The sequence below is a fragment of the Paenarthrobacter sp. NPDC056912 genome (assembly GCF_042786555.1).
Lineage (GTDB): Bacteria > Actinomycetota > Actinomycetes > Actinomycetales > Micrococcaceae > Arthrobacter.
In genome coordinates this window covers 96,225-112,353 of the sequence record NZ_JBHUCD010000001.1, presented here as the reverse complement: position 1 = coordinate 112,353, position 16,129 = coordinate 96,225, and the positions used below count along the sequence as shown (strand labels likewise).

Annotated in this window: 15 protein-coding genes; 7 read left to right on the top strand and 8 right to left on the bottom strand. The window is 63.0% G+C overall.

Features of this window, described 5'->3' with window-relative positions:
* Window positions 1-3: 3 nt before the first annotated feature.
* From ACFRJ9_RS00565 to ACFRJ9_RS00555, 3 genes are read right to left on the bottom strand one after another with little or no spacing between them, the layout of a single operon-like run.
* Window positions 4-1,962, bottom strand: a complete 1,959-nt coding sequence (locus ACFRJ9_RS00565) for a glycosyltransferase family 2 protein (RefSeq protein ID WP_377663284.1) — start codon at window positions 1,960-1,962, stop codon at window positions 4-6.
* Window positions 1,959-3,653 (bottom strand): ArnT family glycosyltransferase, encoded by a 1,695-nt coding sequence (locus ACFRJ9_RS00560; RefSeq protein ID WP_377663283.1) that lies wholly within the window; start codon window positions 3,651-3,653, stop codon window positions 1,959-1,961. Before ACFRJ9_RS00560 ends, ACFRJ9_RS00565 begins: the two co-directional genes overlap by 4 nt.
* Window positions 3,643-5,631, bottom strand: a complete 1,989-nt coding sequence (locus tag ACFRJ9_RS00555; RefSeq protein WP_377663282.1) for a cellulose biosynthesis cyclic di-GMP-binding regulatory protein BcsB — start codon at window positions 5,629-5,631, stop codon at window positions 3,643-3,645. Before ACFRJ9_RS00555 ends, ACFRJ9_RS00560 begins: the two co-directional genes overlap by 11 nt.
* Window positions 5,632-5,794: 163 nt before the next feature.
* Between ACFRJ9_RS00555 and ACFRJ9_RS00550 the strand changes: the two genes are divergently transcribed.
* Window positions 5,795-6,088 (top strand): DUF503 domain-containing protein, encoded by a 294-nt coding sequence (locus ACFRJ9_RS00550; protein WP_377663281.1) that lies wholly within the window; start codon window positions 5,795-5,797, stop codon window positions 6,086-6,088.
* Here ACFRJ9_RS00550 and ACFRJ9_RS00545 read toward each other — a convergent pair.
* On the bottom strand, window positions 6,085-6,726 hold the full coding sequence (locus ACFRJ9_RS00545; protein WP_377663280.1) for a GntR family transcriptional regulator: 642 nt from the start codon (window positions 6,724-6,726) through the stop codon (window positions 6,085-6,087). The genes ACFRJ9_RS00550 and ACFRJ9_RS00545 overlap by 4 nt on opposite strands.
* A gap of 221 nt (window positions 6,727-6,947) precedes the next feature.
* Between ACFRJ9_RS00545 and ACFRJ9_RS00540 the strand changes: the two genes are divergently transcribed.
* Genes ACFRJ9_RS00540 through ACFRJ9_RS00515 form a run of 6 tightly spaced genes read left to right on the top strand, consistent with a single transcriptional unit; the run spans window position 6,948 to window position 12,169 of the window.
* Entirely contained in the window at window positions 6,948-8,300 is a 1,353-nt protein-coding gene (locus tag ACFRJ9_RS00540) for an MFS transporter (protein WP_377663279.1), read from the top strand.
* A 9-nt stretch (window positions 8,301-8,309) separates the two neighbouring features.
* On the top strand, window positions 8,310-9,104 hold the full coding sequence (locus ACFRJ9_RS00535) for a carbon-nitrogen family hydrolase (RefSeq protein ID WP_377663278.1): 795 nt from the start codon (window positions 8,310-8,312) through the stop codon (window positions 9,102-9,104).
* A gap of 9 nt (window positions 9,105-9,113) precedes the next feature.
* Complete coding sequence (locus tag ACFRJ9_RS00530) at window positions 9,114-9,800, top strand: DUF2848 family protein (protein ID WP_377663277.1); 687 nt, start codon at window positions 9,114-9,116, stop codon at window positions 9,798-9,800.
* Window positions 9,797-11,269 carry a 4-hydroxyphenylacetate 3-hydroxylase family protein gene (locus ACFRJ9_RS00525; protein WP_377663276.1) on the top strand — a complete coding sequence of 491 codons (1,473 nt, stop codon included), beginning with the start codon at window positions 9,797-9,799 and terminating at the stop codon, window positions 11,267-11,269. Before ACFRJ9_RS00530 ends, ACFRJ9_RS00525 begins: the two co-directional genes overlap by 4 nt.
* A 2-nt stretch (window positions 11,270-11,271) precedes the next feature.
* Window positions 11,272-11,643 carry a cupin domain-containing protein gene (locus tag ACFRJ9_RS00520; protein WP_377663275.1) on the top strand — a complete coding sequence of 124 codons (372 nt, stop codon included), beginning with the start codon at window positions 11,272-11,274 and terminating at the stop codon, window positions 11,641-11,643.
* 1 nt (window position 11,644) lies between these two features.
* Window positions 11,645-12,169: a flavin reductase family protein gene (locus ACFRJ9_RS00515; protein WP_377663274.1), complete on the top strand. Its 525-nt coding sequence runs from the start codon at window positions 11,645-11,647 to the stop codon at window positions 12,167-12,169.
* 75 nt (window positions 12,170-12,244) lie between these two features.
* Here ACFRJ9_RS00515 and ACFRJ9_RS00510 read toward each other — a convergent pair whose 3' ends face one another.
* From ACFRJ9_RS00510 to ngcE, 4 genes are all read right to left on the bottom strand, one after another.
* Window positions 12,245-12,565 (bottom strand): putative quinol monooxygenase, encoded by a 321-nt coding sequence (locus tag ACFRJ9_RS00510; RefSeq protein ID WP_377663273.1) that lies wholly within the window; start codon window positions 12,563-12,565, stop codon window positions 12,245-12,247.
* Between the two features lie 133 nt (window positions 12,566-12,698).
* Window positions 12,699-13,592, bottom strand: coding sequence for a carbohydrate ABC transporter permease (locus tag ACFRJ9_RS00505; RefSeq protein WP_377663272.1), 894 nt, complete (start codon window positions 13,590-13,592; stop codon window positions 12,699-12,701).
* Complete coding sequence (locus ACFRJ9_RS00500; RefSeq protein ID WP_377663271.1) at window positions 13,592-14,617, bottom strand: carbohydrate ABC transporter permease; 1,026 nt, start codon at window positions 14,615-14,617, stop codon at window positions 13,592-13,594. Before ACFRJ9_RS00500 ends, ACFRJ9_RS00505 begins: the two co-directional genes overlap by 1 nt.
* Entirely contained in the window at window positions 14,614-16,023 is a 1,410-nt protein-coding gene (gene ngcE, locus ACFRJ9_RS00495; RefSeq protein WP_377663270.1) for an N-acetylglucosamine/diacetylchitobiose ABC transporter substrate-binding protein, read from the bottom strand. Before ngcE ends, ACFRJ9_RS00500 begins: the two co-directional genes overlap by 4 nt.
* Window positions 16,024-16,129: the final 106 nt, after the last annotated feature.

The following is a 16,129-nucleotide window of genomic DNA, read 5'->3' as shown; positions in this document are numbered from 1 at the left end:
CAACTACATCGGCAAGGGGCCGTCGTCGTGGTATTCCGCTTCCAGGCCGTGCGGTGTCTTCTCCCATTTGTGGGGGCTCGTCACCATCTGCCAGGCGGCGCGCCAGGCGGCCACCGAGTGCAGCACCCAATAGAACGGGTTAAGCAGGGCGAAGATGGCGATCCGCCATCCGTGCCGGCGCATGGTGGCCACGCCGGAGACGAAGATCATCATGGCGTTGCCGAACAGCATGGACACCACGCCTCCCACCAGCAGCCACTGAGGCAGGACCAGCCCAACAATGTCGTAGCCGATGTACGTCACCACCGTGAATCCCACCACCAGTGGGTAGGCGAGGAAGGCCAACGGGGTTCCCAGGATGAGGCCAAGGAAGCCAATGGTGCCCGCGACGCCGGTGCTCTTGATGTAGCGCAGGGAGTTCCTGGTGTTCACCGCCGAGGTCACCATGTAGCCCTTGATCCACCGGGTGCGTTGTTTGATCCAGGCCGGGACCTGCGAGCACGCTTCCTCCCAGGTGGTGGAGTTGATGACGCCTACGCGGTATCCGTCCACGGCAGCCCGGAGGCCCAGGTCCGCGTCCTCAGTAACGTTCCAGGGGTCCCACGCACCCACTTCCTTCAGCAAGGACGTGACGAAGTGGTTGGACGTACCGCCCAACGGCAGCGGAATGCCGGAATTGTCCAGGCCCGGGAGCATCGAGTCGAACCAGTGCGTGTACTCGATGGTGAACAAACGGGTGAGCACGTTCTGGTCCGCATTGAAATAGTTCAGCGCCGCTTGGACGCAGATGAGTGGTTTGCGGTTGGGGTTCAGGTGTTCCCGCTCGAATTCGTCCTGTTTGAAGGCGGCAATGGAGGCGCGGAGCTGGCCCGGGTCAGGACGGTCCTCGGCGTCGTAAATGACCACGTACTCGCCCCGCGCGAACGTGAGTCCGTAGTTACAGGCCCTCGGCTTGGTCTGCGGATCACCCTTGGGGACGATGAGGATGCGGACGTACTCCGGCGGCCTGGAAGCCTTGGCCGCGGCAATGGTCTCGGCGTCGTCCTCCTCCAACAGGACAAGGACATCGAGCTTGGAGCGCGGATAGTCCAGCTGCCCCAGGTTGATCAGCAGCTTGTCGATGATGTTGGCCTCGCGGAAAACCGGCACCAGGATCGTGTACACCGGCAGCTCGGCGTCGGGCACCCGTTCCGTCGCCAAGGGCGGAAGACCCCGGCGGGCACGTTCCCGGTCCCGGGCCTTGGCCACGCCGGCTTCATGCAGGGCGTCGAAAGGACGGCGGAGGCTGGCCAGCGTTTTGAAGCCGATGCTCACCAGGAACACGATGTTTGCTGCGGCCAGCAGCACAATGATCGCCGTCAGCGGTGAGAGCACGAAGGCGGCCGCAATTCCCAGGACCAGGACCACCGGAAGATAACGCTGCCACTGCGTCAGGGCGGTGCGGGCAGACTCCCCCGGCCGCTCCTCGGCCAGGCGTTCGGCGGATTCGTACAGGAGGTGCCGGCGGAAGGAACGTTGGATGGACTGGTTGATGTCCCAGTCCGTGGTGGTGCGGAAGACGACGTCGCTGGCTCCGAACGTCAGTGCGGCTTCATGCGCAATGGCCGCTGACGGAGCCACCGCCGTAGCCACAGTCAGGACGTCGCCGTCCATCCGCCATGGCAGCCAGCGAGGCTCTCCCAGCTCGCTGTAACCGAGCAGCTCCATCAGCCGGTCGTCCACCGGTTCGGCAACCAGGTCAACCAGCGGTGCTTCCCAATGCTGCGCCAGGACCTCATAAATCCGACGCCGGTCCAGGCCGGCTTCCAGCATGAGGTGCCGGCCCAGCAGTCCGCCCTCGCTCGCGGCACGGTCCAAGGCGCGCTGGAGCTGTTCGGGCGTGACCAGTCCGGCGGCAAGAAGCGTCTGGCCGATGGACTGCCGGTTCAGCTGCGGTTCCGCAGTCAGGGAGGTGGGCGTCATGAGTCGGAGGACCTTTCATAGATCCGGTGGGTTTGCGTGGAGAAAGCCAAGGAATAGCGGACGTTGAAGGAACGGTTCTTCACCATGGCCTGGTACACGAGGTCCGTGGGTCCGGAGTCCTTTGCCCCCGTTCCGGCTTCAACGTTGACGAACACCCATTTGGCGTACTTTGCGGGGTCTTCCAGCGCGGGGTCGAAGTAGTCGCCGGAGGCACGGTTGTAGATCTCCCTAAGCGGGATTCCCATGACTGCGAGCACTGCGTTTCCGCGGGCGCTCTCGTCCATCAGGATTCCGCCTGACTGGTAGTGCTCATTGAGCCAGCGGGCGGCCGCGGTGGAGTTCGTGGTGGATTCGGCGGACATCCGTCCTTCGGCCAGCACGGCGAGGCGGCCAGTCGGGTCTTCATTCCACCAGGCGTTTTGCACCAGCAATGCCGCCAGCAGGGTTCCGATCAGCCAAGGCCGGAGCCGCGCGGGCCGGGTGATTTCCTGGACGAATACTGCCACCAGAATGGCAACCAGGGGCAGGGCGGTCAGGGCGAAGCGGTTGTTCCACCACGTCGTGGGCAGCGAATGGTCGTTGTTGATGGCGGTTTGGCCCAGGAACAGGCTCAGCAGCGCGAACGCATAGGCGCTGCCGGTCACCGCTACGAGCAACGTCGTGTTGGCGAAGCCTCGCCGGAAGACCAGCACGACGGCGCCGCAAGCCGCCAGGGCGAGGACCACCGCGCCGGCGGTCTCCAGTAGCGACCAATGGAAAGTAGACAGCGTGAGCCCGAGGTTTCCCTTGGTAGGCAAGAGGCCGCCGTCGGTGATGTTTTTCTGCTGCGCGTAGGCGGAGTATTGCCCGAACATGAATTCCAGCGGGTTGCCGTAGAGGGCCCAGTTGTAGGAAATCCACCACAGCACCGCTGCAGCCGGGACCATCACGTAGCCACCGGCCATGATCGAGGCTTCGCGCCATTCACCGGTGCGGCGCTTGGCGACGATCAGCACGAACAACGTCCCGGTCATCACCAGGGCCCAGCCCTCGTAGCGGGAGAGCACAGCGGCAGCGGACGGAATGCCCGCAAAGACCGCCAACTCCCCCGCGCTCATTCGACGACGACTGGTGGCCCAGTGCGCCAGTCCTGCCATTCCGCCCACGATGCACATGATGAGCACCGGCTCGGTGAGGGCCGTGGTGTACACGTACAGCACCGCGGGATTGGCCAGGACCACCAACGTGGTGGCGAGGCGCCCGGCCCTGCCCAACCCCAGGCGGGCTGCGATCAGGTAGAGGCCGGTGGCAGTCGCGGACAACGCAAGGATGCCCAACAACCCGGCCGCCCAGCCGGTGCTGAACAACCACATGTCGAGCACGAACGGCGCCAGCAGCAGGTGCGGCATGGGCAGCCATACCGTGCCCAGCTGCTCGAAGCCGGGGGCCTTGCTGTCGAAGATACGGCGGGCAATGGTCAGGTGGCTTTGGGCGTCGGAGTAGTCCAGGTTGGTGCCGTGGCCGATCGTGTACAGGCAAGCGATGTATCCCACCACTGCGGCCAGAACAGCAACGATCCTGGTGCCGGGAACCTTCCGCCCAACCACCGGCGCGCCGAGGCTCTTCCAGCCACGTTTCACGAGGCTAAGGGCCACGGGCCGCGCCGACCTACGGTGGACGGCCCGGTGGCGCGTTGCGACGCTAGTTGCCATGACCCTGATCTGCGGGTTCTGTCGCCATTTCCTCGGCATCCACATACGTCTGTGCTTCCTTGGCACGCCGCCTCATGATCCACGTGCGCAACCCGAAGGCGAGGCCCAGCGCCACCACGGCTGCGGCGATCCACCAAGCGTAAGGACGGTAGTCGTCTGTCACGGCCTTCTGCGGCACCACAGTGTTGCTTTCCAGCAGCACTGGCGTTCCGGAGGGCTGCGTGACCAAGAGGTTCCGGGACAGCGACGCCCACCCTCCCTCGGCACCACTGACGTGCGCGGCCAGCGAGGCCTGAAGAGCAGAGGCCGCGGCCGTGTCGCTTTCGGGGGCCCAGGCGCCGAGAAGCAGCAAGTCCCGGCCGCCCTGTTCGAAGGCCTCCAGCACGCCGTACGGCGCCGAGGTGCCCACCCCGTATTCGACGGCGTCCGGCGAGATAGTACGGAACTCCGCCAACCGAAGGGGAGCTGAAAGCTTGTTGGCGACTTCAGTGGTGGCACCCACCACCAGCCCGGAGTCAGTGGAAACAGCCAGCGAGTCAAGGCCCACCAGTCGGGTATCCAGTAACGTTGCACTGTCGTGCTGCAGGGAGGCAACCAGCGTGGCAGCGTTCACGGTGTTTGCCTGGGCATTGCCGTCACCGAAGGCAACGGGCAGGCTCTGGCCCAATGCTTGGGGGAAGCGCGCGAAGCCGGCTTTGGTGGAGCCGCCTCGAACGGCCGAGATGGTGCTGCCGGCGGTGTCCAGCGTTACTTCCATGGGCATGACGCCGGCCGGTCCGGAGCAGTCGCCGCCGGCCGGGAGTGCAGCCAGGCGGATCCGCAGGCCGTTCCTTGCCTGAAGCTGGCCGGCTGGAACTTCCGCGTCAACGGTGAAGGTGTCGCCGCCGTCGAGGTTCTTGGAGCTGAGCAGGTAGTCGTTCCAGAAGACGGAAAGCTGGGCCTGGGCGTTCTCGGGGACGGCCGTGTGAGTGCCCTTGAGCTGGACCTTCACCGACGAAACCGGGCCGCCGAACTGCGACTGGGTGACGCCGACGAACGATTCCGGGGTGCCGTAGCCCGAGAGCTTGAGGGTGGTGTTGCCCAGGTCTTTGAGGCTCTGCGTCAGCCCGGGTGCCGCAGGCAGGGACGAGGTCAGGCCGGTGACGGACGAGGTGACGGCGAGCGCGGTCTTGTCGCTGGCCAGCGCCCTGGCTGCGGTGCGGAGTTGCTCGTCGTGGCCGCTGACGATGAGTTGCGGTAGTCCGGCTGCGGTGGCGAGCGCGGTGCTGGTGTCGCCTTGGTCCTGGACCACGCTGAGGACGCGGCTGCCGGCGGGAAGCGTGGCCGCCCGCGCCGGCAGTTCGGTCTCCGGAACCACGCTGACTGTGGCGTCGGGATAACGCTGAGACATGGCGGCGGCAGCGGCCATGATGGCTGCTGAAACGTCCGAGCCGGGATCAGCGGGGACGGGGAGCACGACGGCGGGCACGGCCGCCGGGAAGAACTCGCCTACGGTGGTGGGTGCTTTGGCGGTTCCGCTGAACTCGACTGCCAGGTTGTTCAGGGTGGCCGTCGTGCCGGCGACGACGCACATTGTTTGGGTTGGCGGGATGAACTGCAGCCCTACAGTCAGTTGCTGGCCCGCCACGTCCGCGCCCGTGACTGCCGCGTCCAGGGGAATACTGGCGGCCGCAGGGGCTTCGAGGATGACGCGCCCGTTGATGGTTGCCCGGACTGTGCCTTCCGTTTTCCCGGACACCGTGATGGCCCCTTTTATCCTTGTGGGTTCCAGACCGGCAGTGACCGGCACAACCAGCGTCTGCTCGGTCTGGCCGGCGATCGCCGAGACACTGGAGGAGGTTTGGAGGGCGGATCCCTGCGTGGGTGCGGCGTGGGCCCCGGGAGCAGTGACTGCGGAGAATGCCAGGGTTGCGGCACAGGCGAGGAGGATGCCCGCGGCAAGGGGTCGGGAGCGGGTTCGGGCAGGGGTGTGGTGCAAGATGTCTGTCCTGAGTAACTAGCAGCGAATGAGTCTGTCAGCCACTGTGGGCCAACCTTCATAGACATTGCCGGGCCGAACTCAAGACGGCTTGTTGAGTTGGGTCAAGATTCGATCAAGACCATGGCGCTTCCAAGGCCTTGACCTGCGGTGATAATGAACCATGTGGATTGGTTGGATTGAATTCGACGTCCTTTTGGGCGACGTCCATAGCCTGAAGGAGAAGCGCTCTCTCGTGCGGCCGTTGGTGGCTGAGCTCAAGAGGCGCTTTGATGTTTCTGCCGCCGAGACCGGGCTGCAGGACCAGCACCGCCGCGCCTTGTTGGGTGCGGCGCTGGTGGCGCCGGATCACGCCCACCTTCAGCAAGTGCTCGACGCCGTTGAACGGTTCGTGGCTGCACGGCCGGAGTTTGAGCTGCTGAGCGCCCGGCAACGGGAACTGCACAGCGAGGATTAGTAGCCGATCACGGCCAGCCGGGTGGAGTCCAGGTGGGCATCGATTGCCTGGTGCGCGGCCTCGAGGCTGCGGCTGCGGAGCGCGTCCACGATCAACTGGTGCTCGCGTAGGACGTCCCCTGCACGGTCCGTCCCCTGGGTTACTGCACGGACGCCGATCCTGAGTTGCCGTTGGCGCAGCGAGGCGTAGAAATCGGCCAGGATAGGGTTCCCTCCTCCGCGGACCATGAGGGTGTGGAACTCTGTGTCGAGTTCGATGAACCGGGCGGGATCGTCCTTGGCTTCCTCTTGCTGGCGGATGACGTTTTGGAAGGCGTCGATCTGGGCGTCGAGCATGGTCTCTACCGTTGAGACAGCCCACTTCTCCACTACGGCGCGGGCTTGGAGGATGGCCCGGACGTCCGGGTCTGAAATCGGCGGAACGTAGGCCCCTTTGTGGGGAATCCGCTTGACGAAGCCCTCTGCTTCCAGCCGGAGGAGGGCCTCGCGCACGGGGGTGCGGGACGTGCCGGTGGTCTTGGCCAGGACGGCCTCGTTGAGGAAGGTTTCCTCGTCCCGCGGCAGGGCTGCGATGTAGCTTTTCATCCACTGGTAGGCCACTTCAGGCTGTGACTGGGCGGTGGGATTCATCTGGATCATGGAGAGCCTTTCTCGCGCTAGCCCAGTATACGAGTTGCATTCAGGATGTCCCGGATGCTTCCAGGAAACCTTCTGTTCAAATGTAGACAGGTTGTATACAACCAGTCTACAGTGTTGTTCAGTGACTCCGCTCACGCATTGGAACCCCTCAATTTCTTGGGAGACCGGCCACCTGACCCGTCAGAAGCGCCGAGTGTCCCAATCGCAAAAGGATCCCCACAATGACCGATTTGAAGAAAGCCGAACTGAGGCAGCAGAAACACTCCAGCCTGCCCGTGGTCGCTGCTTCGAGCCTCGCCGGCACCGCCGTCGAATGGTACGACTTCTTTCTCTACGGCACGGCCGCTGCGCTGGTTTTCAACAAGCTCTACTTCCCCACGGATGATCCGATGGTGGGCACGATGCTGGCGCTGGGCACCTTTGCTGCCGGCTTCCTGGCACGCCCGCTCGGCGCAATCGTCCTGGGACACCTTGGCGACAAGCATGGCCGCCGAGCCACGCTGGTTGCCAGCCTCATGCTCATGGGAGTCGCAACCGCCCTGATCGCGTTCATCCCCGGTTACGCGGCAATCGGCATCGCAGCACCGTTGCTGCTCCTGCTGCTTCGCCTGATTCAGGGCTTTGCCTTGGGCGGTGAATGGGGAGGCGCCGTACTCCTTGTCTCCGAGCACAGCAACGACAGTTCACGCCGGGCCTTCTGGGCTTCCTGGCCCAACATGGGACCGCCCTTGGGCAACCTCATGGCAGCAGGTGTCCTCGCCATCCTGGCCGCCACCATGCCGGAGAGCGAATTCCTCGCCTGGGGCTGGCGGATCGCTTTCGGACTGTCCGCCTTGCTGGTAGTCATCGGCCTGGTCCTGCGCCTGTACGTCCAGGAGACCCCGCTGTTCAAGGAAGCACAGCGCAGGCGCGAAGCCGAAGATTCCCAGCAACAGAAGATGCCCCTGGCCATCCTGTTCCGCCGCAACTGGCGCGAAATCCTCATCGCCACCGGCAGCCGAATGGGCGAAAACGCCGGTTTCTACATCTACTCGCTGTTCATCATCACGTACGTCACCCAGATCATGGGACTGCAGCGGCAGACCGGCCTCACCGCCGTCATGATCGGACAAGGAGTAGCCGTCATCGCCATTCCCATCCTGGCGCTGTACGCAGACAGGGTCGGCCGGAAACCGATCATGATCGGAGCTTCTGTCGCCACCATCATCTGGGCCTTCGCGTTCTTCGCCCTGCTGAACACCGGGCAGACCTGGGGCATCATCGCAGCTGCCGTGGGCGGCCTGCTGATCTTCGCCGCCTACAGCTCCGTGATCGGCGCCTTCTTCTCCGAGCTTTTCCCCACCGACGTCCGCTACACGGGAACCTCCGTTGCCTACAACCTGGCCTCGCTCATTGCCGGTTCGCTGTCCCCCATCATCGCCCTGGCTCTCTACAGCGCATTCGGCACCGGCTACGCAATCGGCATCTACCTGGCAGGCATGGGCCTGATCTCCATGGTCTCGGTGATGTTCGCAAAGGAGACCAAGGGCCTGCGCCTTAGCGACCTGGACGAGCTACCCACCACCGAAAAGTAAGGAACAACCATGAAAGTCGCACTCGTCCAGGTGGCCAGCCCGGACTCCGAAACCCGCCAGGACCGCCTTGACCGCGTGGAAGCGATCCTGCGGGGAATCACCGGCGCCGAACTGATCGTCCTGCCCGAGCTGTGGAGCGCCGGCTACTTCCACTTCGATGAATACGAAGCCCTGGCGGAAACCCTCACCGGGCCCACCGTGTCCATGTGCTCACGGGTGGCTGCAGACCTGGGCGTCCACCTGCACCTGGGCAGCATCATCGAAGCCGGTGAGGACGGACAGCTCAGCAACACCTCCATCCTGCTGGGACCGGACGGCAGCGTGGTCCACACTTACCGGAAAATCCACGTCTTCGGTTACAAATCCAAGGAGGCCAGCCTCCTCACGGCAGGGTCTTCCTTGCCCGTGGTGCGCTTGCCGTTCGGGGCCCTGGCCGGCATCACCTGCTACGACCTCCGCTTCCCCGGACTGTGGATGGAACTGAGCACCCGCGGCGCCGAAATCGTGATCGTCCCTGCGGCCTGGCCTGCGGCGCGAAGGGAACACTGGCGGCTGCTGACCACCGCCCGCGCCCTGGAACACCAGATCTTCGTGATCGCCTGCAACGCGGCCGGCACCCAGGAAGGGGTGGAACTCGGCGGACACAGCAGGGTTGTGGACCCGGCCGGCAACGTACTTGCCGAAGCCGACGCCGGGGAATCCGTGCTCCTGGTGGACATCGATCCACTGCAAGTAAACGCAGTACGCACCGAATTCCCCGTCATCAATGACCGCCTCGCGGAATACAACACTTTGACCGTCTAAGGAGACCCAATGCTGACACAAAGGCAAGACCCGCTGACCTTCACGGTAGTGGGCACGGACAAGACCATAGTGGTCTCGGACTTCCACGGGGTGGTGGCCGGCTATACAGGCCGGGATCCGAAGGCGGTCCAGCACCACATCGATGAGCTCGCGGCCATCGGAGTGGCACCACCACCGGAAGTTCCCATGTTCTACCGGATGGACTCGGAGCTGTTCCAGACCAGCGGCGAACACGACGCCACCGAGAACCTGACCTCCGGAGAGATCGAGCCCTTGTACATCCGCCACGACGGCAAGTACTACCTGGGCATTGGCTCCGACCATACGGACCGGGATCTTGAAGCCCAAGACATCGGCGATTCCAAGCGGGCCTGCCCCAAGCCCGTCTCCAATGAGGTCATCGCTGTCGAATCCCTGGACGAGCTGAGCCTCGATGAGTGCACCGCGCGCTCCTGGGTGGACGGAGAGCTGTACCAGGAAGGTTCGCTGAGCGGCCTGCGCACCCCGGCCGACGTCGTCGGGCGTCTCTTGGCGCGAACGGACATCGGTGACGCCGACTTCATGTGCCTCGGCGGCACCCTGCCGCTGCTGAACGGGAAGTTCGTGGACGGAAGTACCTGGAAGTTGGAGCTCTCCTTCCCGAATGGGACCACAATCGAACATAACTACAAAATCAAGAAAGGCTCACTTCGATGAGAACCGGTAAGCAGTATTTGAAGTCCCTGAACGACGGCCGGACGGTGATCCTCGATGGCGAGGTGGTCGGCAACGTCCTGGAACACCCGGCTTTCGCCAAGGTTGCCCAGACCATGTCCGAGCTGTTCGACATCGCAGCCGATCCCGGCAATGGCATGCAGTTCCACTCGGAAGAGATCGACGGGCCCGCCAACCGCACCTTCGCCGCGCCCCGCACGCAGGAGGAACTCGTCCTCCGCCGCCAGGCAATCGAAACCTGGGCGAAGCACACCCACGGCTGGGTGGGCCGCAGCCCTGACCACGTGGGAACGTTCTTTGCCGCGTTCGGATCGCACGCGGACGTCTTCAAGAACGACGAGCGGGACTTTGCCGGCAACGTGGAGCGGTACTACAAGAAGATCCTGTCCGAGAACCTGTACCTTTCCTACGCGATCATTCCCCCGCAGGTATCCCGCGCAACCACAGCGTCAGGGTGGGAAGGCGAATACCTGCAGGTCGGCGTCGTGCGTGAAACCGAGGAGGGCATCATTGTCCGCGGCTCGCAGATGCTCGCCACCGGTGCCGCAATCGCCGACGAAGTCTTCGTCACCTGCATCAAACCGCTGGGACCGGACGATGTTGACTTCGCCATCAGCTTCGCAATCCCGGTGGCCACCGACGGCCTGAAGCTCTACTGCCGCCGTCCCTTCGCACCCGCCGCCACCAGCGACTTCGACTACCCGCTCACCAGTCACTACGACGAGCCGGACGCCTTGGTGGTGTTCGACGACGTCCTCATTCCGTGGGACCGCGTGTTCATCAACCGGAACATCGACACCCTGCGCCGCCAGTTCTTCGACACCGGCGCCCACGCCCTGGGCAACTGGCAGGCCCAGATCCGGTTCTCCACCAAGCTGAAGTTCATCGCCTCCGTTGCCCGCAAGGTCACCCTGGTGAACGGCACGGACAAGATCCCGGGAGTCCAGGAGAAGCTCGGCGAGCTGGCCGCGATCGTCCAGTCCGTTGAATCGGCCGTCCTCGCTGCCGAATACACGGCAACAACGGACGACGCCGGCATGGTGGTTCCCGGGAAGAGCGCACTTTACGGGGCTATGGGCCTGCAGTCGGAGACCTACCCGCGCGTGATTTCCATCCTCCGCGACCTGGTGGGAGGCGGCGTTCTGCAGTTGCCCTCCAGCATCGCCGACATGACCAGCAGCGTGACCCGGCCGGACATGGAACGCTACGTCCAGTCCCCCGGCGTCGCCAGCGAGGAACGGGTGAAGCTGTTCAAGTTGGCCTGGGACATCATCGGTTCCGAGTTCGCCGGCCGCCACCAGCAATACGAAATGTTCTACGCGGGCGCCCCTTTCGTGGTCCGCGGGGCCTACACCTACAGGAACTACGGCTACGACGCCCTGGTGGCGGAGCTGGACACCTTCCTGGGCTCGTACAGCATCAACAGCAGCACTGAATCGGAGGGAATCTGACCATGGCAAAGCCCGAATTCGAGTTCACGCCGGCCTCGTCGGTGGACTTCGCACCCTGCAACCCGCACATCGAGGGCCTGTCCGAGGCCATTCTCGCCCGGGATTCGGACAACGACAGCGTCACGCGCATCCTCAATTTCGAGCCCGGCACCGACACCTCCCCCAACGGTGTCCTGACGCACGATTTCTGGGAAGAGGTCTTCATCTTCGAGGGCTCGTTCGTGGACCAGCGCCTGGGCCGGACGTTCAAAGCCGGCGACTGGGCAACCCGCCCTCCCGGCATGGAACACGGTCCGTGGGTTTCCGAGAACGGTGCCAAGATGTTCGAGGTCCGGTACTACACGCGTCCGGTACCAGCTGAGCGGAGCAACTGACATGAGCCTCGCACCGCTATTCACCGTCCCCGATGCCATGGGCATGCGCCGGGCCATGGGCCGCTTCCTCACCGGAGTGGCCGTGGTGACCACCCAGCACGAGGACGAGCAGTACGGGATGACCATCAGCTCGCTGACCTCCATCAGCCTGGAGCCGCCCATCCTCATGATCTCGCTGAACTTCGGCACCCGGACCGGTGAGGCCCTGATGGAGAGCGGCAAGTTCGCTGTGTCCATCCTGGGCGCGAAGCAGGAATCGGTGGCACGGCGGTTCGCGGTGCGAGGCGGCGACCGCTTCGGTGACGGCGATTTCGACGTCACCGAGAACGGCCTCCCCGTCATCAAGGGCGCCTTGGCCCAGGCGGACTGCACCGTTGTGCAGCAGTACGACGTCGGAGATCACCAGGTCTTCTTCGGCCAGGTCACCACGTGCCGGGACCGGGACGGCGAGGTGCTCGCCTTCAAGGCGGGCCGCTTCGGCTCGTTCTCCGACTTCGGCCACGCGGAAATCCCTTGGATGTTCTGAGCAGGACTTAAAAAGGTGGTGCCCGGCTCATTTGAGCCGGGGCCCACCATTTTACATATGGCTGGCTTGTTACCCCTAGTCGAGGGGGAGTTGGCCCAAGAGGTCCCCCCCGCAGCCATAGAAAAGGCGGCTGATGATGCGGGGAGTCTCCACCAGCGCCTGCGGCATGTCCGCCATGGCCTTCTTGAAGTGCTCGCTGTTGACGTGGGCCTCAGCAGCATCGTCCTGGAAAGCTTCCACCAGGACGAACTCGTTGGCGTTGTCCACGCTGCGGGACCAGTCGAACCACAGGTTGCCCGGCTCCGCACGGGTTGCCTCGGTGAAGTCGGCAACCAGGTCCAGCCACCGCTCGGACCAGTCGGGCTTGACGTTGAACTTGACCACAATAAAGATCACGGGCTGTTGCCTTTCGTTGCACTACAGATCCGTTCCATCCTTGCAGAGTTAACGTTCGACGGCGGCCCCACCGTCAGGTGCGGACCGCCGTCGAACGCTGTTTTAGCTCGGTTGTACTACTTGCCCGGCTGTATTACTTAGAGGTGCCCTGCGACACCGAACCCTGCAGCTGGCGCTGGAAGATGATGTACACGATCAACACAGGAACCACGGTTACGGTGACCGCGGCAAACAGCGCGCCGAAGTCCACGGCATAGCCCATCTGGCCGGCGAAGGCCGCGAGGCCTTGGGACAGGACGCGGGGTCCTGCGGCGTTGATGGACACGGGAATCAGGAACTGGTTCCAGAGACCCAGGAAGTTGAAGATGGCAACCGAGGCGAGTCCCGGCTTGGCCATCGGCAACATGACCTGGAAGAACGTCCGCCACTCCCCTGCACCGTCAAGGGCTGCTGCTTCAGTTATTTCGTGGGGCAGCGACTTAAAGAAGGAGAAGAGGAAAAACACCGTGAACGGAAGGGCGAAGCCGACGTACACCATGATCAACCCCGGCAAGGTGTTCAGGAGGCCGAGGTTCTTCATGATGAAGAACAGCGGCACCATAGCCAGGAAGATCGGGAAAGTGAGACCGGCGAGCATGAGGTAGTAAATCGCTTTGCTACCCGGGAAGGTGTAGCGCGCCAGGATGTAGGCACACATGGCACCGAGCACCATGACGATCACCAACGCCGCACCTACAACGATCACAGAGTTGATGAAGTACGTACCGATACCGGCCTCGGACCACGCCTTGACGTAGTTATCGAAACGCCATTGCGAAGGCAACGAGAACGGCGAGGCGAAAATCTCGCTGGACGTCTTGAACGAGGACATAAACGTCCAGAGGAGCGGCAGGATCACAATGAGTGACCAGATGGTCAACGCTGTGTGCGATATAGCGCCCACCACTTTGTCTCCAGCCGTGGTGGCAGGAGTGCGGGGTTGGAAGTGCAGGGACTTCCTTTCCGGGGTTGCGACTTTAGTCGTCATTAGATACTCACATCCTTGTCGCCGCCAGTGAGCCGGTTAACCACGAACACCAAGCCGGAGAAGATCAGTGTGGTAACTGCCAGCACCACGCCCATGGCGCTTGCCAAGCCAAACTGACCCTTGCTGAAGGCTGTGAAGAACAGTTGCTGTGCCATCACGAGGGTTGAGTTATCCGGACCGCCGCCTGAGTTCAGCGCCGCCATGTAGACGAACGCATCGAGCGCCAGGATACCCATGTAGATGTAGGCGGTCTGGATGTTGTCCCGGATCAGCGGGATGGTGATGGACACTGCGGTCCGGAAGCGACCCGCGCCGTCGATCCTGGCGGCTTCGAAAAGCTCGGCGGGAATGCCCTTGATACCCGCCACGAAGAGGACCATGTAGAAGCCTACGAATCCCCACACGATCACGAACATGGTGGCGATCATGGCCGTGTCCTTATTACCGAGCCACGCGAAGTCCTTGAACTGGTCAAATCCCAAGCCGGTCAGGATGCCGTTGAGCAAGCCTCCCGAGGGATCGTAGATCTGGCCCCACATGATGCCGATGGCAATGGCCGGGATGGTGTACGGAAAGAACGAAACCACGCGGTAGAAGCTGGAATTCCGGAGGCCCTTGATCTGGCCCTTGCTGCTTCCGCCCACTGTCACCAACGTGGCGAGCACCAGACTCAGAATGATGGTGATGATAGGCAGGAAGATCACCAGGATGATGTTGTTTCCCATGGCCTTCATGAAAATATCGTCCGTGAAGATCTTTTGGTAGTTCTCGAACCCCGTGAAGTTCATGGTGGGCGAGAAGCCTGACCAGTCAGTCATGGAGTAATAGAACGCCTGCGCGAACGGCGAAATCACAAAAATAAGGTAAATCGCCAGCGGCAGTCCGAGGAATACCGCGAAGAAACTGACCTTGTCCCAGGTCAACGGCTTACGCCGCCGCTTTACCACTTGCTGTGGAGCCATTGCCGGAACGACGGCGGCCAGGCCGTCGTCGTTCCGGCTCTGCTGAGTTTTCACTGAGGTCACTTCACTTCGATCTTCTTGACCGAGCTGTCGTTACGGACCTTGTCGGTGATGTTCTGCAGGGCGGAGGTCAGGGTTGCGACGTCCGACTTGCCATCAAGGAAGGTATTCCAGACCACCAGCTGGTCCTTGTTGGTGCCGTACAGGTCAATGAAGTTCCAGGTGAAGATGTCCTCGCCGGCATCGGCCAGAAGCTTGGTCTGCGAAACCAACGCGGTGGAACCGAAGCCATCAGCCGGAACGGTGTCCTTGACGATGGTGGGAGCCAGCTTGGTCTTGGCGAAGTTGGTTGCAGCTTCCTTGGACAGCATGATGCGCAGCAGTTCCTTGCCGCCAGCGGCGTTCTTGCCCTGCGATGGGACGATGAACGGCTCGCCTGCAGCGCTGTGGAGCGCGGTGTACGGCATCTTGGGGCTGGCAGTTGCCGTGGGCACCGGAGCACCCATCATGTTGAAGCCCGCCTTGGTCTGGTCCTTCATTTCGTTTTCGATCCACGAACCGGACGGGTAGAACACAGCCTCCTGGGCGTTGGTCCACTGCGCCTGTGCAGCGGTGAACTGTGTGCCCGATCCACCCGGCTTGAAGAAGCCGGCTTTCACGATCTTGTCCAGGGCGGTGAAGACGGACTGGATGGCCGGGTGGGACCAAGAGTCGGCCTTGAGGTTTTCCAACCCGAGGCGTACTTCGTCGCCGCCTTCCTTGATAGCGGAGGCGATCGCCATTTCCTGGTAGTACGTGGCGGCTTCCTTGCCCCAGACAAACAGGTACTTGCCCTTAGCTTTGGCCTGCTCGCCCAGCGCGTACATCTCATCCCAGGTCTTGGGCAGGGTCCAGCCGTTTTCCTTGAGCAGGGAATCCGAGTACCACATGGCGTAGACGGTCAGCACGTAGTTCAGGGCGGCAAGCTTGCCGTCGAACGTACCTGGAGCAAGGACGCCGGTGTAGAGGGTGTCCTTGATGACCTTGCCCTCAAGGTTCTTGGCCTCCACAAGCGGGGTGAGGTCCTCAAGCTGGGCAAGAATGGTGCTGAAGCCGATTGCCTTGGCGCCGGAGTTGTCGATCAGGTCCGGCGGGTTGCCACCGACGAAGCGCGGCTGGAGCTCCTGGGCGATGTCCGTGGACGGCGAAATCTTGGCAGTGGAGCCTTCGTGGTTCTTTTCGAAGATCTTGCCCGCGAACTCGACGTAGTCGATGCCGTAGCCACCCTTGAAGATCACGGCGTCGAGGGTGGCCTTGTCCGCCATACCGAACGGGTTGGCGTCGGAGACGGTGCCCGTGGGACCGGCGGTAGTGGTGCCGCCGCCCGCGGCGCAGGATGCAATGGTTCCCCCCATGGGCACGAGTACTGCTGCAGCGAGTGCTCCACGCAGGAATCCACGGCGACCAACGGACTGGTGCTGAACGTTCATTTCTAAACCCTCCAGTGACTCGTAGTGTCGACTGTTTCGGCAAATCAGCCGTTCAGTCAGACAGTCTGGGTTGGCGCTCTGGCAGCACCAACCTTCGTGTGACATA

Excerpts from the sequence above, each read along its gene's own strand:
- ACFRJ9_RS00565 (WP_377663284.1), bottom strand. The coding sequence starts at position 1,962 with ATGACGCCCACCTCCCTGACTGCGGAACCGCAGCTGAACCGGCAGTCC.
- ACFRJ9_RS00560 (WP_377663283.1), bottom strand. The coding sequence starts at position 3,653 with ATGGCAACTAGCGTCGCAACGCGCCACCGGGCCGTCCACCGTAGGTCG.
- ACFRJ9_RS00550 (WP_377663281.1), top strand. The coding sequence starts at position 5,795 with ATGTGGATTGGTTGGATTGAATTCGACGTCCTTTTGGGCGACGTCCAT.
- ACFRJ9_RS00545 (WP_377663280.1), bottom strand. The coding sequence starts at position 6,726 with ATGATCCAGATGAATCCCACCGCCCAGTCACAGCCTGAAGTGGCCTAC.
- ACFRJ9_RS00540 (WP_377663279.1), top strand. The coding sequence starts at position 6,948 with ATGACCGATTTGAAGAAAGCCGAACTGAGGCAGCAGAAACACTCCAGC.
- ACFRJ9_RS00535 (WP_377663278.1), top strand. The coding sequence starts at position 8,310 with ATGAAAGTCGCACTCGTCCAGGTGGCCAGCCCGGACTCCGAAACCCGC.
- ACFRJ9_RS00530 (WP_377663277.1), top strand. The coding sequence starts at position 9,114 with ATGCTGACACAAAGGCAAGACCCGCTGACCTTCACGGTAGTGGGCACG.
- ACFRJ9_RS00525 (WP_377663276.1), top strand. The coding sequence starts at position 9,797 with ATGAGAACCGGTAAGCAGTATTTGAAGTCCCTGAACGACGGCCGGACG.
- ACFRJ9_RS00520 (WP_377663275.1), top strand. The coding sequence starts at position 11,272 with ATGGCAAAGCCCGAATTCGAGTTCACGCCGGCCTCGTCGGTGGACTTC.
- ACFRJ9_RS00515 (WP_377663274.1), top strand. The coding sequence starts at position 11,645 with ATGAGCCTCGCACCGCTATTCACCGTCCCCGATGCCATGGGCATGCGC.
- ACFRJ9_RS00505 (WP_377663272.1), bottom strand. The coding sequence starts at position 13,592 with ATGACGACTAAAGTCGCAACCCCGGAAAGGAAGTCCCTGCACTTCCAA.
- ngcE (WP_377663270.1), bottom strand. The coding sequence starts at position 16,023 with ATGAACGTTCAGCACCAGTCCGTTGGTCGCCGTGGATTCCTGCGTGGA.